The following is a 14,307-nucleotide window of genomic DNA, read 5'->3' as shown; positions in this document are numbered from 1 at the left end:
CTGTCGCCCGGGTCAGTTGGGGTTGCCGGCGTGGGTCAGCGTCTCCCAGGCGACGAAGAGGTTGTTGGTGCCGGCCGGTCGCTGTTGCAGCGTGAGGGTCTGCGTGTTGGTCATGACGTTGCCCAACCGGTTGCTCATCGCGTTGAAGCCGACCTCGGTGATCGGGCCGAGGCCACGGGTGAGGCTGCCGCCGCACAGCCAGGAGGGTGGCGCCTCGCCGAGCTGGTAGCGCGAGTGGAAGCCGAGTGCCTGCCGCAGCCGCTCACCGACCTGCGGGTACAGGTCCCGTCCCTGGATGCGGGAGGTCTCCGCGACGTGCGAGATGGCGGAGATCCCGTACCCGGTGTGGACGAAGTCCCGGCACGTCTCCTGCGCGAGGCCGGCGACGAACGTGGACTGGCCCTGCCAGTAGCCGATGATCTCGGCGCTGGTGTCCAGGCCGCTGCCGGGCACCGTGTACGGCAGCGCGCCGTCGCTGGGCAGGTAGACGAAGGCCCGGGCGCGGTTGAGGAAGCGGGTGACCGCCGCGTCGTAGGCGGTGCGGTCCTCCAGGAAGACGGCGATGCCGACGGCGGCCTCCATCATGGTCAGTTCCCAGTTGCCGTTGCTGTTCGACCCGTTGCGCACGACCGGCAGGTAGACGGTGCGCAGCATGGTGGCGAAGCGGTCGGCGTTGGGCCAGCCGGAGTACGTGTACTTGATGATCTCGGCGGCCCGGGGCCAGACCGAGGCGGCCCAGCCGGTCTGCAACGGCCCGTTGCTGCCGGTGTGCGAGGTGATCGTCGCGGACCAGGCGTCCATGATCTGGATGGACTTCTGCGCGTACCGGGCGTCGCCGGTCAGGTACCAGGCCAGCGCGTCGGTGTACGCGGCGATCGCGTCCTCGCGTTCGTCCGTGCAGCCGTTGTTGGGGTTGGAGTAGGACCCGCACTCGACGACCGCGCGGGGCGCGGGGGTACGCGACAGCGAGGCGTACCTGCTGCCCATCATCTGGGTGTACGCCGCCGCCCACGGTTGTGCGCCGGCCTGCACCCGCCCCCGGACGAAGTCGAGCTGGCCCCGGCTGACCAGGACGCCGGGGTGGGTGAATCCGCCCGAGGACGGCGGTGGGGTGCCGCCGCCGGAGGGCAGTGCCCAGGTCTGGTTGGCGGTGCCGGTGCAGCTCCAGATCTGTAGTGGCGTCCCGTCGGCGGAGCTGGGGCCGGTCGCGTCGAGGCACTTGCCGGAGGTGGGGTTGACCAGCTGCCCGGCGCTCGCCGACCACTGCTGCGCGCCGGTGCCGTTGCAGTCGTAGATCTGCACGCGTGCCCCGTTGGCGGTGCTGGCGGCGGCGATGTCCAGGCACCTGCCCAGTGCCCGCACGGTGCCGTCGTCGCCCACCGTCCACTGCTGCGCCGTCGAGCCGTTGCAGGTGTAGAGCTGGACCGGTGTGGCATTGGCCGGGTTCGCGGAGGCCACGTCGACGCACTTGCCGCCGTACCCGGTGATGGCGCCCGTCGCGGCGGCGGTGGCGGCGGAGGCGCCGACGACCAGGCCGGTCGGTACGGCGAGCAGGGCCGCGGCGAGGGCGGCGGTCAACCTGATGCGGGGGTGGCGGGCTGTGTGCCCGGCCGTTCGTCGCGCCATGTCGAGGTCCTTCCGGGCGGCGAAACAACTGTAAAGTCTGTTAATCATTACAGTCACGTGCATCGATATCAATGCCTTCGCCGCAATTGCCGATGTCACTGATGCATTGTCGCTCCCTTGAGGACCTTGTCCACGACCGTGCGCCCCGCGTGCAGGGCCAACCCCACCAGGTCGAGCTTCTCCCGGCCGACCGCCTGCACGGCGGCCCGGTTGTCCCGGTCGTTGCCGGTGGCGAACAGCTCGGACGTGAACACGGCGAGCCGCAGCCCGCGGGCGAGGGCCCGCGAGTGCGCGTTGGTCAGGGTCGCCCGGTCGCCGGCGAAGACCAGCACCGGCTGACCGAACATCGGCAGGTACGCCGTCCCGTCCGCGTCGCGGTACTCCTCGCCGAGAAGCTCCGGCCCGGCGTGCGCGATGCCACTCACCAGAAAGGCGGTGACGTTCAGTCGCTGCCAGCCGGCCAGGTCGTTGCGGAGCAGAACGGCGATCTTGGTGGGAAAGCGGATCGGTTCGGTCATGGCGTCGAGCCTGCCGGTGCCGACCCCGCCCGGTCTTGTACGTTCTTAGCGTGGCCATCCGCCCGGCCAGCTCGCAGGTCAGCGCGTGGCGACCCGCCGTCGCCGGGGTCGCCGAGGTCTTCCACGCCCGTTTCGTGGACCACGCGTACCCGCGGCACGTCCACGACGTGTGGACGCTGCTGATCGTCGACGCCGGCGCGGTCCGCTTCGACCTCGACCGGCACCGGCACGGCGCGCTGCGCACATCGGTCACCCTGCTGCCGCCGTACGTGCCGCACGACGGCCGTTCCGCCACGCCCGACGGCTTCCGCAAACGGGTCCTGTACCTCGACACCTCGGCACTCGCCGCCGACCTGGTCGGCCGAGCCGTGGACGAGCCGGACCTGGCCGATCCGCGTCTGCGGGACCGGATCCACCACCTGCACCACGCGCTCGCCACGCCGGGGGAGGAGTTCGAGGCGGAGAGCCGTCTCGCGCTCGTCCTGGACCGGCTCCGCGGCCACCTTCTCAAACGCGCGCCGGTCGACGCCGAGCCCGCCGTGTCCGGCCTCGCCGGCCGGCTGCGTGAGCTGCTGGACGACCGGACCGTCGAGGGCGTCACGCTGCGCGAGGCCGCCGAGCTGCTGCACGCCCATCCAACGCACCTGGTCCGGTCGTTCACCCGCGCACACGGGCTGCCACCACACTCGTACCTGACCGGTCGCCGGGTCGAGGTGGCGCGTCGCCTGCTCCTCGCGGGTCAACGTCCCGCCGAGGCCGCGACGGCGGCCGGGTTCTTCGACCAGGCACACCTGAACCGTCACTTCCGGCGGTTCGTGGGCGTCACCCCGGCCCGCTACCCGGCGACGGCCACGACTCAGACGAGCTGACTGCCGATGACGGAGAGCAGGCGCAACCTGTCGTCGCTCTCGGACCCGGGTACGGCGGTGAATACCAGCAGCGTCTGAGACCGGTCCGGGTCCACGAGCGTCTGGCAGTGCAGCTCCAGCGGCCCGACCTCCGGGTGCAGGAAGTGCTTCGGCGGGCAGGAGCCGGCCGGTACCGGATGCTCCCGCCACAGCCGCGCGAACTCCGGGCTCGCGGCGAGCAGGCCGTCGACGAGCGTCGCCGCCCGCGAACCGCGACCGTCGCGGGTGTACGCGGCGTGCAGATGCGCCACCAGCAGGCGGCTCTGCGTCTCGTGGTCCTCCGCCGGGTGCAACCGCCGCGCGGCCGGGTCGGTGAACCAGCGGTGGTGCGCGCTGCGCGCCGCCCCGGTGTGTCGGGTCTCGTCGCCGAGCAGCGCGACGGCCGGCGGAGTCTGCGCCAGGGTCTCGCCGAGGTGGTTCACCACCTGGGCGGGGGTGTCGTGCAGGCGGTCGAGGATGCGCATCATCCCCGGGTTGACGTGGTCGGCACGGACCGTGCGGTGGGGGACGGCGTGCCCGGCGAGCTGGAACAGGTGGTCCCGTTCGGCCAGGGACAGCCGCAGGCCGCGGGCCACGGCCGCGAGCATCTGCTCGGACGGGTGTGGCCCACGCCGCTGCTCCAACCGGCTGTAGTAGTCGGCGGACATTCCGCTCAGCGCGGCGACTTCCTCGCGACGGAGACCTGCGGTGCGCCGACGCGAGCCCCGGGGCAACCCGACGTCCTCGGGCTGCAACGCCGCGCGGCGGGTGCGCAGGAAGCTGGCGAGCTGGACGCGATCCACGGTGTCTCCCGGTCGGTGGGCGCCGGCGGTGGACCGGCACATCGGTTGCAACAGACGAATCGGGCGGTGATGTTCCGCCGCCGGTCCGGATCACGGCGCGGGCACCCCCGCTCCGCGCGTCCTTTGCTCTGCTGCTGCGGAGGCGACGCCACCTGAGGTCCGTTGCCCGAACTCCGGTGGTGCCTCCGTGGGTGCAGAGCAAAGGACCGGCGGGGGTGGTGGCGGCCCGGCCCGCCCGACGGCGCGGTCAGCGCTGGATCGACTTCGTCTCCAGGAACTCGTCCAGGCCCATCCGACCGAACTCGCGGCCGTTGCCGGACTGCTTGTACCCGCCGAACGGGGCGAGCGGGTTCCAGTGGCCGCCGTTCACGTCGACCTGACCCACGCGTAGCCGTCGCGCCACCGCCAGGGCGTGCTCCGGCTCACCGAAGACACCGCTGGTCAGGCCGTACCGGGTGCCGTTGGCGATCGCCACGGCCTCCTCCTCGTCGGCGTAGGGGATGATCGTCAGCACGGGGCCGAAGATCTCTTCCTGGGCGATCGTCGCGGTCGGGTCCACGTCGGCGAAGATCGTCGGCTGGACGTAGGCGCCGTCGGGCAGGCCCTCGGGGCGGTCCGGGCCACCGAACACGAGTCGGGCGCCGTCGGCGATGCCCCGCTCGACGTACCCGACGACCTTCTGCCGGTGGGCTTCGGACGCCAGCGGGCCGACGCGGGTGGTCTCGTCGTGCGGGTCGCCGACGGTGTACCGCCGCGCGGCCTCCACGGCCAACGCCACCACCTCGTCCTGCCGGGAGGCGGGCACCAGCATCCGCGGCCACGCCCCGCACACCTGACCGCCGTTGGTGAACGCCATCAGCACTCCCCGCTCGACGGCGGTGGGAAGGTCGGCGTCGTCGAGGATGATGGTCGCGCCCTTGCCGCCCAACTCCAGCGCGACCCGTTTGACGGTCGCCGCGGCCACCGCCGAGATGCGTCGCCCGGCCCTGGTGGAGCCGGTGAACGAGATCATGTCGATGTCCGGGTGGGCCGAGATCGCCTCCCCGACGGTCGCGCCGGTGCCGTACACGACGTTGAACACACCGCCCGGTACGCCGGCGTCGGCGGCCACCTCGGCGAGGACGCGCGCGGTCAGCGGGGCGTTCTCGGACGGCTTGAAGACCATCGTGTTCCCGGCGAGCAGCGCCGGCGCCAGCTTGGAGACGATCTGCTGCAACGGGAAGTTCCACGGGGTGATGGCGCCGACCACGCCGATCGGTTCACGGACGATCAGCGAGTTCCCGACCTCCTCGGTCCAGGGGTAGTCGTCGACCAGGCCGGCCACGGACTCGACGACCGCGGCCGGGAAGCCGACCTGGGCGGTGCGGGACATGCCGATCGGGGAACCCATCTCGGCCGTGATCGCCTGGGCGATCTCCTCGGTGCGGGCGGCGAGGCCGGCGCCGAGCCGGCGCAGCACGTCCGCCCGGTGCCCCGGCGTGGCCGCCGACCAGGCCGGGAAGGCGGCCCGGGCGGCGGCCACGGCCCGGTCGACGTCGGCGGTGGTACCGGCCGGGATCTCGGCGACGACGTCACCGGTCGCCGGGTTCACGACCGGCAGGGAGCCGGCAGGGAGCCGGCGGAACCGGCGACGGTCCGGCCACCGATCCAGTGGCCGCTGACTGTGTGAATGGAGGGTGTCATGGACCGACCGTCGCACCGGCGTCGAAGCCCAACCAGGTGCGGTCTGTCCAGGGTCTCGCGATCCCTGGCTGCCGATGGCCCACCGGCACCCCGACGTCCGGCTCCAATCGCAGAGCCGATCGGGTGGGGCCTCCCGGCGAGCGTCAAAACCGGCGGCGAAGCGTCACATCCGCCGGTTAGTCTGCCTTCGCGCGTCGTCGTCCTGGCACGCCGCGCCCCGCGCCTGGTCGGCGCGGCATCGCCGCCACCGCCCACCATTGGCCGGCTCATTCGACTTCAGGAGAGTTAGTGACACAGCAATCCGTCGCGACATCGGACAAGCTCGACGCCGCGGTGCTCAAGGTGGCCGGCGTCGTGGTCCTCGGCGCGATCATGTCGATCCTCGACGTGACGGTGGTCAGCGTGGCGCTGCCCACGTTCCAGGCCGAATTCGACGCGTCCTACGCCCGCGTCGCGTGGACGATGACCGCCTACACCCTCGCCCTGGCGACGGTGATCCCGCTCAGCGGGTGGGCGGCCGACCGGTTCGGCACCAAGCGCCTCTACATGGTGGCGTTGGCGCTGTTCACGATCGGGTCCGGGCTCTGCGCCACCGCCGACACGATCGGCGAACTGATCGGCTACCGCGTGCTGCAGGGCCTCGGCGGCGGCATGCTCATGCCGCTGGGCATGACCATCATGACCCGCGCGGCCGGGCCGCACCGGATCGGCCGACTGATGGCCGTCCTGGGCATCCCGATGCTGCTCGGGCCGATCGGCGGCCCGATCCTCGGTGGCTGGCTGATCGACACCGCGAGCTGGCACTGGATCTTCCTGATCAACCTGCCGATCGGTGTCGTCGCGCTCGTCTACGCGCAGTTCGCGTTGCCGAAGGACGCCCCCGAGCCGTCCGAGTCGTTCGACTTCGTCGGCATGCTCATGCTCTCGCCGGGCCTGGCCCTGTTCCTGTACGGCGTCTCGTCACTGCCGGAGGCGGGCACCTTCACGGAGGCCAAGGTGTGGGCCCCGATGCTGGTCGGCGGCGCGTTGGTGGTGGCGTTCGTGCTCTACTCGTTCAAGCCCCGGCACCCGCTTCTCGACCTGCGGCTGTTCCGCAACCGCAACCTCACCATCGCGTCGGTGACGTTGTTCGTGTTCATCATCGCGTTCATGGGTGCCGGCCTGCTCTTCCCGAGCTACTTCCTGCAGGTGCGCGGCGAGACGACGTTGGCCGCCGGTCTGCTGATGGCTCCGCAGGGCATCGGCGCGATGCTGACCATGCCGATCGCCGGCACGCTGGCCGACCGGGTGCCGATCGGGCGGACCGTCCCGTTCGCGTTGGCCCTCATCGTGGCCGGGTTCTTCAGCTTCACCCAGGTCGACCCGCAGACCTCGTACTGGCTGCTCGGTGGGTCGTTGTTCGTGATGGGCCTGGGCATGGGCGGCACCATGATGCCGATCATGACGTCGGCGCTGCGGACGTTGCAGGCCCAGGAGGTGGCCCGCGGCTCCACGCTCGTCAACATCCTCCAGCAGATCGGCGGGTCGGTCGGCGCCGCCGTCATGTCGGTGATCCTCACCAACGAGCTGAACGGCTCGCGGCCGATCCCCGGCGCCGTGGACCCGAGTGGCAAGCCGATCACCGAGGCCGGGCTCGCCATCGCCGCCCAGCAGCGACCGGAACTGCTCCAGCAGACGCCGGTGGACCCGTCGCTCATCGAGCGCGGCCTCAACTTCGCCGCCACGGCGTTCGCCCACACGTTCTGGGTCGCGTTCGCGCTGGTCGTGCTCACGTTCATCCCGGCCGCCCTGCTGCCACGTCGGCGTCCGCCGGCGCCGCTCGACGACCAGCAGGTCGAGCAGCTCCAGACGCCCGTCGTCATCCACTGAGCGTCCCGCCGCGCTCGGCACCCGGTGTGGTGCTGAGCGCGGCGGGTGCGGCGTCAGCGCAGCGGACCGTCGCCGGGGCCGTTCGGGTCGTCAACCAGGTGGATCGCGGCTTCCTCGGCGCTGGCGGCGCCCGCGTCGATGCCGGCGTCCCAGGCCACCGACTCGGCCTCGTCGTCTTCGCGGACACCCTCGTCGTAGGCGACGAGCCGGCCCGCGCGGCCCTCGGCCTCATAGCCCCGTCGGGTCAGCTCGTCCTCGTCATCGCCGCTCTCGGCGTACGGGTCGACGTCCGGCTCCTCCTGGGCGAGGTACTGGTCCAGGGACTCACCGGCCCGCTCCTCGGCCGGCGTGGTGCCGAACCGGTTCGCCGCCGTCCAGTGGTCCTCGGCGACGATGCCGGTGTCGAGCGGGTCGCCGACCCGGTCGTCGTCCAGGGTGTCGGAGGCGTCCAGGACACCGTCGTCCTCGGACACGTTCCACTCGTCGACGGAATCCATCCGCTCGGTCTGGCTCACGGCGTCCCTCCTTCGTCACGGCGCAGCGATGCGCCAAGCCTATGACCGTGCAACGCCGTCGCCCCCCGAGGCCTGCCCGCTGTGACGTACCTCTTCTGTGACGTTTGGGGCGTTTTGCCGCGCTCTCCCGCCCGTACCAGCCTACGACCGGTGACGGTGCTGCCCACTGGGCCGGTGCCCGGGCGCGGGGAGGCGGCCGACGGCTGCCGGAGAATGACGCGCGGTCGTCGTCGCGGGTGGGTGTCGGCCGCACGCCTGAGCCGAGGCACGATAGGCCGGTGCACATCGAACCGGTCGACCACTCGCCCCGACGGGCGTTCCCCTGGGCGGTCCTGCGCCAACGCTGGGAGGACCTCACGTTCCTGCACTGGGCCGTCGACCCGGCACTCGTCGCGCCGCTGCTGCCGGCCGGGACCCGTCCGGACACCCTCGACGGTGTCAGCTACGTCGGGCTGATCGGCTTCCGGATGGTCGGGTTGGGCCTGGGGCGCGGGCCGGGGGTCCCGTACTTCGGCACCTTCGCCGAGACCAACGTCCGGCTCTACTCGGTCGACCACGCCGGCCGGCGGGCGGTGGTGTTCCGCTCACTCGACGCGTCCCGCCTGGTGCCGGTGCTGGTGGCACGGGCGACGCTGCGTCTGCCGTACCTCTGGTCGTCGATGCGGCTGGACCGCGACGGCGACCTGCGCACCTACCGGTGCCGGCGCCGCTGGCCCGGCCCGGCGGGTACGACGAGCCGGATGGCGGTGCGGGTGGGGGAGCGGATCGACGATCCGACGCCCGTCGAGCATTTCGTCACCGCCCGCTGGGGGCTGCACACCCGGGGGTACGGGCGCACGCTGCACCTGCCGAACTGGCATCCGCGCTGGCCGCTGCACCGGGCAGAGCTGCTGAGCCTCGACGACGAGCTGGTCGCCGCGGCCGGGTTGCCGGCGCCGGTCGGGCCGCCGGTCAGCGTGCTGTACTCGCCGGGCGTCGGCGTGGTGTTCGGTGCGCCGACGGCGGCCCGGCCGGACGGTGCCGGGCCGCCGGGCACTCAGTAGCGACCGCCCTGGGGCGTGGGGAGGGCGTCCAGGTCGGCCAGGTCCTCGGGGCTGAGCCGCACGTCGGCGGCCCCGCAGTTGTCCACCAGGTACGCCGGGGTCTTGGTGCCGGGGATCGGGACGACGTGGCGGCCTTGGGCGAGGACCCACGCGAGGGCGACCCGCGCGGGGCTGATCCCGGCCCGGTCGGCGATCTCGCGGACCCGGGCGACGATGGCGAGGTTGGCCCGCAACGCGTCCTGCTGGAAGCGCGGCAGGCCCCGGCGGAAGTCGTCGGTGGGCAGGTCGTCGAACGAGGTGAACCGGCCGGTGAGGAACCCCCGACCCAGGGGCGAGAACGGCAGGAAGGCGATGCCCTGCTCGGCGCAGTACGGCAGCACCTCGGTCAGCGGGTCGCGGGTCCACAGCGACAGCTCGGACTGCACCGACGCCACCGGGTGCACCTCCTGGGCCCGTACGATCTGGGCCACGCTCACCTCGGACAGGCCGATCTGTCGCGCCTTGCCCGCCGCCACGACCTGGGCCATCGCACCCCAGGACTCCTCGATGGGCACGTCGGGGTCGACCCGGTGCAACTGGTAGAGGTCGACGTGGTCGGTGCCGAGCCGACGCAGGCTGGCGTCGATCGCCGCGCGGATGTGTTCGGGGCGGCCGTTCCTGCCGAGCGTCGGCAGGTTGCCGGTGCCGCCGGTCGGGGACGTCGCCACCAGTCCGACCTTCGTCGCCAGGACGGCCCGTTCCCGGTGGCCGTTCGTGAGCGCCCGGCCGACCAGTTCCTCGTTGGTGTACGGCCCGTACACGTCGGACGTGTCGATCAGGGTGGCGCCCAGGTCGAGGGCCTGGTGGATGACCGAGATCGAGGTGTCGTCGTCGCGGGGGCCGCTGATGTCGTATGCGTGGGTCATGCCCATGCACCCGAGACCGATGACGCCGACCTCGGGGCCCGCACTGCCCAGCGTGGTGGTTCGCATGCGCCCTACGCTACGACCGATCCGCCCGGCGTGCGGCCTGGCCGGTGTCGGGGCGGGTCAGTATCGTCGGGCGGTGCGCGTCCGCGAGTTCGCCTGGCCCGATCACGACGGCGTCGTGGCACTGTGGGCGGTGACGGGACGGGCGGTGCTGTCCCGCGCCGAGTTGACCGCCGCGCTGGCCCGGGATCCGCAGTTGTTCCTGGTCGCCGAGGTCGACGGGGATGTCGTGGGTGTGGTGCTCGGCACCTTCGACGGGCGTCGGGGGATGATCCTGCGCCTGGCCGTGGACCCGGCGCACCAGCGTGGGGGCGTCGCCACCATGCTCGTCGCCGAGTTGGAGGGTCGGTTCGCGGCGCTGGGCTGCCCACGGGTGAACCTGTTGGTCCTGCCGGAGGACACGACCGCGCTCCGGTTCTGGCAGGCGCTGGGGTACGTGCCCCAGCCCGACGTGCTCTGCTCCAAGCCGATCGCCCGGTAGGGGTCGGGCCGCCTTCGTCGCCGGGATCCCCTGCGGACCACCGTAGAATCGACGAACGTGATTGTCTTCGGGTGTGGTGTCGCGGGTGGCTGGCGCGGAGGGGGTGCGGGGATTGGGACCGGACGAGCGTGACGGGCTGTACGAGCGGGCGCGGGAGCTGTCGCAGCGGCAGGACGCCTGGGCGGAGGCCGACCGCCTCTGGGTGCGGGTGATCGAGGCCTACCGGCAGGCGGTGCGCGACCCGGGTCGGGCCGACCGCCGCGACCAGCAGCAGCTGGCGAGGGCGCTGTGGCGACGCGGGATGCTGCTGTCCGCGCATGGCCGGTCCGCCGAGGGGATGGCACCCGGCGGTGAGGCGGTCGCCATCTTCGAGCGGGTGTACGACGCGGTGGCGGCGGAGGGTGGCAGCGTGACGGGCCCGCCTCGGGACGGTGCGCTCGCGGAACTGATCACCGCGTTGGTGGACCTCGCGGAGATCGCCTTCTCGGCCGGCCAGCCCGCCACCCGCCGGGACCTGCTGGACCGGGCGGTGGCGGTGGGTCTGACCGCTGTCGGTGATCCGCCGTCGGCCGGGCGGCGCACCCGGGAGGCGATGGGCACGGCGTACCACAACCAGGCGACCGCGTTGCTGCACCGGCACCTCACCCGGCCGTCGGCGGCCGACGGCGCCCGGGAGGCGGCGCTCGCGGCGTCGCGGGCCTGCGAGCTGCGACAGCAGTTGCTCGACGTGACGCGCCCGCTGAGCTTCTGGGAGATGGCGAACACCTACGGGGTGTACGCGCAGTGCCTGGTGCTGATCCGCGACTTCGACCGGGCGGCCATGGTGCTGGCGCTGGGTAACCGGTTCGTGCAGGAGTTGGGGTCGGCTGGCGAGCAGCCCGCCCAGAATCTCCGGGTCGCGGCCGCGATGCTGGCCCGGGAGAGGGGTGAGCCGGCCGGCCCGCGCCGCTGGGGCTGGCGTCGGCGCTGACCCGGCTTGCAACGCATAGCCGATCATCGATACTGTGCGCGAAGGCGCCGCCCCGCCTCAGACCACCACCGTCGATCCGAAGCGGGTTCAGCATGCGCACACTGAGACTTGTCACGACCATGGCCGTCGCCGGCCTGCTGGCCGGAGCGGCGGCGCTGGTCGCCACGCCGGCCAGCGCGGCGACTGCCGTGTTCTCCGTGACGAACAACTGGGGCAACGGCTACCAGGGCGAGGTCACCGTCACCAACAACACCTCCGCGCAGATCAGCGGTTGGCGTGTGGAGTTCGACCTGCCCGCCCCGTCGAGCGTCAGCCAGTCGTGGAACACGCAGCAGACGACCTCCGGCAGCCACTACACCTTCACCAACCTGTCCTGGAACGGAACCCTCGCCGCCGGTGCGTCGACCTCGTTCGGCTTCCTCGTCAACGGCACCGGCACGCCGGTGAACTGCACGGTCAACGGCGCCTCCTGCGCCGGCGGCCCGCCGCCCACGACGCCGCCGCCGACCACCCCGCCGCCCACCACCCCGCCGCCGGCAACCGGCACGCCCGTCGAGCGGTACGGGCAGCTGCGCGTCTGCGGCACGACGATGTGCGACAGGAACGGGTCGCGGGTGCAGCTGCGGGGCATCAGCAGCATGTGGCTCAACTGGGAGACCGCCCCGTATGCCGAGAACCTCTCCGCGCTGACCTGGATGCGGGACAACTGGAACCTCCAGGTGATCCGTGCGGCGATGGGCGTCGAGCCGTCCGGCGCGTACCTCAGCGACCCGGGTAGGGCGCGTACGCAGGTGGAGACCATCATCAACAACGCGGTCACCGCCGGCGTGTACGTGATCGTCGACTGGCACGCGCACGAGGCGCAGAACAACCAGTCCCAGGCGGTGGCGTTCTTCGGGGACCTGGCCCGGCGCTACGGACACCTGCCCAACGTCATCTGGGAGCCGTACAACGAGCCGCTGCAGGTGAGCTGGACGGGCGTCATCAAGCCGTACCACCAGGCGGTGGTCTCCGCGATCCGCGCGGCCGACCCGGACAACATCGTCGTGCTCGGCACGCCCACCTGGTCGCAGGACGTTGACGTCGCGGCGGCCAGCCCGGTCTCCGGCACCAACCTGATGTACACGCTGCACTTCTACTCGTGCACGCACGGCGCGTCACTGCGCGCCAAGGGTGACGCGGCGATCCGCGCCGGGCTGGCGTTGTTCGTCACCGAGTGGGGTGCCAGCAACGCCGACGGTGGACTCGACGGCCGGGCCTGCCTGCCGGAGGCGCAGTCCTGGATCGACTGGATGAGGTCGAACGGCATCTCGTGGACCGCCTGGAAGCTCGACGTCGGCACCGACACCACCAACCTGCTGAGCCCCGGGGCGCCGGTGACCGGGGGATGGAGCAACTACCTGCACGGCCACGCGCCGTTCGTGGTCGCCAACATGAGGTGACCCGGCGGCGCGCCTGACCAGTTCCCGAGCGCCGATGTCGGGGTGTCCGAGCCCCGGGGACGCCCCGACATCGCCGTACCCGTGTCGGCCGTGCCGAGGACGGCCCGGAGGTCGACGGCGGGTCAGCCCACCGGCGGCCCCTCGCCGACCGACGCGACGAAGGCCGCCCAGGCCGACGGGGAGAAGAGCAGCACCGGACCCCGCCGGTCCTTCGAGTCGCGGACGGGTACCACACCTGAGAGATTGGTGGCGACCTCGACGCAGTTGCCGCCGTTGTCGCCGCTTCGGGTGCTCGTGCGCCAGGTGGCGGTGCTCAGATCAGTCATGCCGCATCTCCCCGATGATCGTCTTGATCATGTCCCCCGACTCCGCCTCGGTGAGCGCCAGCCTCGCCAGTCCGTTCCAGGCGTCCTCGTAGGCCCGTAGCTCGTCCGGCTTGTCGAGGTACAGCGCGCCGGTGAGGGATTCGCTGTACACCACCGACGGCTCGGGTGCCGTCCGGCCGCCGTCGCCGGAGGGAAAGTCGAGGATGACGAAGGAGCCGGCGACCGCTCCGGGGTGTGGCCCCGCGGCGAGCGGAACCACCCGCACCGAGGCGTTCGGTAGTTCGGACACCGTGAGCAGGTGGGTGAGCTGCCCGATCATCACGCTGCGGCTGGAGACGACCCGGCGGAGGACGGCCTCGGAGAGCACCGCCTCCAGGTGGGGAGGTCGCGGCGACCGGCGTCTCAGCGACGCCTGCCGTTGCAGCCTGACCTCGACCGCCCGTGCGCGGTCCTGCTCGCTGAGCCGGCCGGCCGTCCGGTACAGCGCGACGGCGTAGTCGCGGTGCTGGAGCAGTCCGGGGATCAGCGTCTCCCCGTACTCGCGCAGGCGGGACGCTGCGGACTCCAGGCCGACGTACAGCTCGAACCAGCTCGGCACGGCGTCTCCGTAGGCGTGCCACCAGCCCTTGGACTTCGTCTCGGCGGCCAGGCCGCGCATCGCGGCGGTCATCTCCGGCGGCACCCCGTACAGCTCGCACATCGCCGTGACGTCGAGCACCCGGACGGACCCGGTGCCGCACTCGATGCGCCAGATCTTCTGCCGGCTGTACTCCAGTGCCTCGGCGGCGGCGTCGAGGGTCACCCCGGCCTCGTTGCGGTACTGCCGCAGCAGCCGGCCGAGTTGCCGACGCGGCACGGTCGATCCCACATCCCCCGCCATGCACACACTCCCCGATGTCATACCGCAACACTGCGTCACGCCGACCTGCAACACCTACGTGGCGCAGCGGGGAAAGTCAATGCACGGCAGGGGCTTCGCGGTTCCGGGCGGCACGTCCACGCTGCTGACCGGCCGCACGGCGACGGGTCCGTCTTCCGGGGGCGATGTCCGAAGAGGATCAGTGGTACGCCCGGATTCTCGTCCTCGACGGCGTGCTGCCGCCCGCCGAGCGTGCCCGCAGAACGGCGCGTCACCTTAACGCGCCGGAAACGCCCCCGGCACCAAACCTGGGAACG

General features: G+C 72.0%; 14 protein-coding genes. 6 read left to right on the top strand and 8 right to left on the bottom strand.

What is annotated here, in order from left to right; translation table 11 throughout:
• Window positions 1–12 precede the first annotated feature (12 nt).
• On the bottom strand, window positions 13–1,626 hold the full coding sequence (locus ABZS77_RS14010) for a ricin-type beta-trefoil lectin domain protein (RefSeq protein WP_354822343.1): 1,614 nt from the start codon (window positions 1,624–1,626) through the stop codon (window positions 13–15).
• A gap of 95 nt (window positions 1,627–1,721) precedes the next feature.
• Window positions 1,722–2,144, bottom strand: a complete 423-nt coding sequence (locus ABZS77_RS14005) for a DUF2000 domain-containing protein (RefSeq protein WP_354822341.1) — start codon at window positions 2,142–2,144, stop codon at window positions 1,722–1,724.
• A 50-nt stretch (window positions 2,145–2,194) separates the two neighbouring features.
• Between ABZS77_RS14005 and ABZS77_RS14000 the strand changes: the two genes are divergently transcribed.
• The gene (locus ABZS77_RS14000) at window positions 2,195–3,013 is read left to right on the top strand and encodes an AraC family transcriptional regulator (protein WP_354822339.1); all 819 of its coding nucleotides are present in this window, start codon (window positions 2,195–2,197) and stop codon (window positions 3,011–3,013) included.
• Here the strand turns inward: ABZS77_RS14000 and ABZS77_RS13995 are convergent.
• Together ABZS77_RS13995 and ABZS77_RS13990 are read right to left on the bottom strand one after the other, a co-directional pair.
• Complete coding sequence (locus ABZS77_RS13995; protein ID WP_354822337.1) at window positions 3,001–3,834, bottom strand: helix-turn-helix transcriptional regulator; 834 nt, start codon at window positions 3,832–3,834, stop codon at window positions 3,001–3,003. The two genes, ABZS77_RS14000 and ABZS77_RS13995, sit on opposite strands and share 13 nt — an antisense overlap.
• A 247-nt stretch (window positions 3,835–4,081) precedes the next feature.
• On the bottom strand, window positions 4,082–5,425 hold the full coding sequence (locus tag ABZS77_RS13990; RefSeq protein ID WP_354822335.1) for an aldehyde dehydrogenase family protein: 1,344 nt from the start codon (window positions 5,423–5,425) through the stop codon (window positions 4,082–4,084).
• 380 nt (window positions 5,426–5,805) lie between these two features.
• Here ABZS77_RS13990 and ABZS77_RS13985 point away from each other — a divergent pair, with 380 nt between their 5' ends.
• A complete protein-coding gene (locus ABZS77_RS13985) occupies window positions 5,806–7,386 on the top strand; it encodes a DHA2 family efflux MFS transporter permease subunit (RefSeq protein WP_354822333.1) in 1,581 nt (526 codons plus the stop codon).
• A 53-nt stretch (window positions 7,387–7,439) separates the two neighbouring features.
• Here the strand turns inward: ABZS77_RS13985 and ABZS77_RS13980 are convergent, their stop codons facing one another.
• Window positions 7,440–7,901, bottom strand: coding sequence for a DUF5709 domain-containing protein (locus tag ABZS77_RS13980; RefSeq protein ID WP_354822331.1), 462 nt, complete (start codon window positions 7,899–7,901; stop codon window positions 7,440–7,442).
• Window positions 7,902–8,179: 278 nt separating this feature from the next.
• Between ABZS77_RS13980 and ABZS77_RS13975 the strand changes: the two genes are divergently transcribed.
• The gene (locus ABZS77_RS13975) at window positions 8,180–8,944 is read left to right on the top strand and encodes a DUF2071 domain-containing protein (RefSeq protein ID WP_354822329.1); all 765 of its coding nucleotides are present in this window, start codon (window positions 8,180–8,182) and stop codon (window positions 8,942–8,944) included.
• On the opposite strand, the gene ABZS77_RS13970 is transcribed toward ABZS77_RS13975, so the two are convergent.
• On the bottom strand, window positions 8,938–9,915 hold the full coding sequence (locus tag ABZS77_RS13970; protein ID WP_354822327.1) for an aldo/keto reductase: 978 nt from the start codon (window positions 9,913–9,915) through the stop codon (window positions 8,938–8,940). The two genes, ABZS77_RS13975 and ABZS77_RS13970, sit on opposite strands and share 7 nt — an antisense overlap.
• A 73-nt stretch (window positions 9,916–9,988) precedes the next feature.
• Between ABZS77_RS13970 and ABZS77_RS13965 the strand changes: the two genes are divergently transcribed.
• From ABZS77_RS13965 to ABZS77_RS13955, 3 genes are all read left to right on the top strand, one after another.
• Entirely contained in the window at window positions 9,989–10,393 is a 405-nt protein-coding gene (locus tag ABZS77_RS13965) for a GNAT family N-acetyltransferase (RefSeq protein ID WP_354822325.1), read from the top strand.
• A gap of 85 nt (window positions 10,394–10,478) precedes the next feature.
• Window positions 10,479–11,363, top strand: coding sequence for a hypothetical protein (locus tag ABZS77_RS13960; RefSeq protein WP_354822323.1), 885 nt, complete (start codon window positions 10,479–10,481; stop codon window positions 11,361–11,363).
• Window positions 11,364–11,455: 92 nt separating this feature from the next.
• Window positions 11,456–12,805, top strand: a complete 1,350-nt coding sequence (locus tag ABZS77_RS13955) for a cellulase family glycosylhydrolase (RefSeq protein WP_354822321.1) — start codon at window positions 11,456–11,458, stop codon at window positions 12,803–12,805.
• A gap of 122 nt (window positions 12,806–12,927) precedes the next feature.
• Here the strand turns inward: ABZS77_RS13955 and ABZS77_RS13950 are convergent, their stop codons facing one another.
• A complete protein-coding gene (locus tag ABZS77_RS13950) occupies window positions 12,928–13,131 on the bottom strand; it encodes a DUF397 domain-containing protein (protein ID WP_354822319.1) in 204 nt (67 codons plus the stop codon).
• Window positions 13,124–14,011, bottom strand: coding sequence for a helix-turn-helix transcriptional regulator (locus ABZS77_RS13945; RefSeq protein WP_354822317.1), 888 nt, complete (start codon window positions 14,009–14,011; stop codon window positions 13,124–13,126). The genes ABZS77_RS13950 and ABZS77_RS13945 overlap by 8 nt, the downstream gene beginning before the upstream one ends.
• Between the last annotated feature and the right edge of the window lie 296 nt (window positions 14,012–14,307).

Origin of the sequence: Micromonospora sp. NPDC005298, assembly GCF_040607375.1 — a bacterium.
Classification (GTDB): domain Bacteria; phylum Actinomycetota; class Actinomycetes; order Mycobacteriales; family Micromonosporaceae; genus Micromonospora.
Note: the sequence above shows the minus strand (reverse complement) of the source record. Positions and strands in the feature narration are given on the sequence as shown.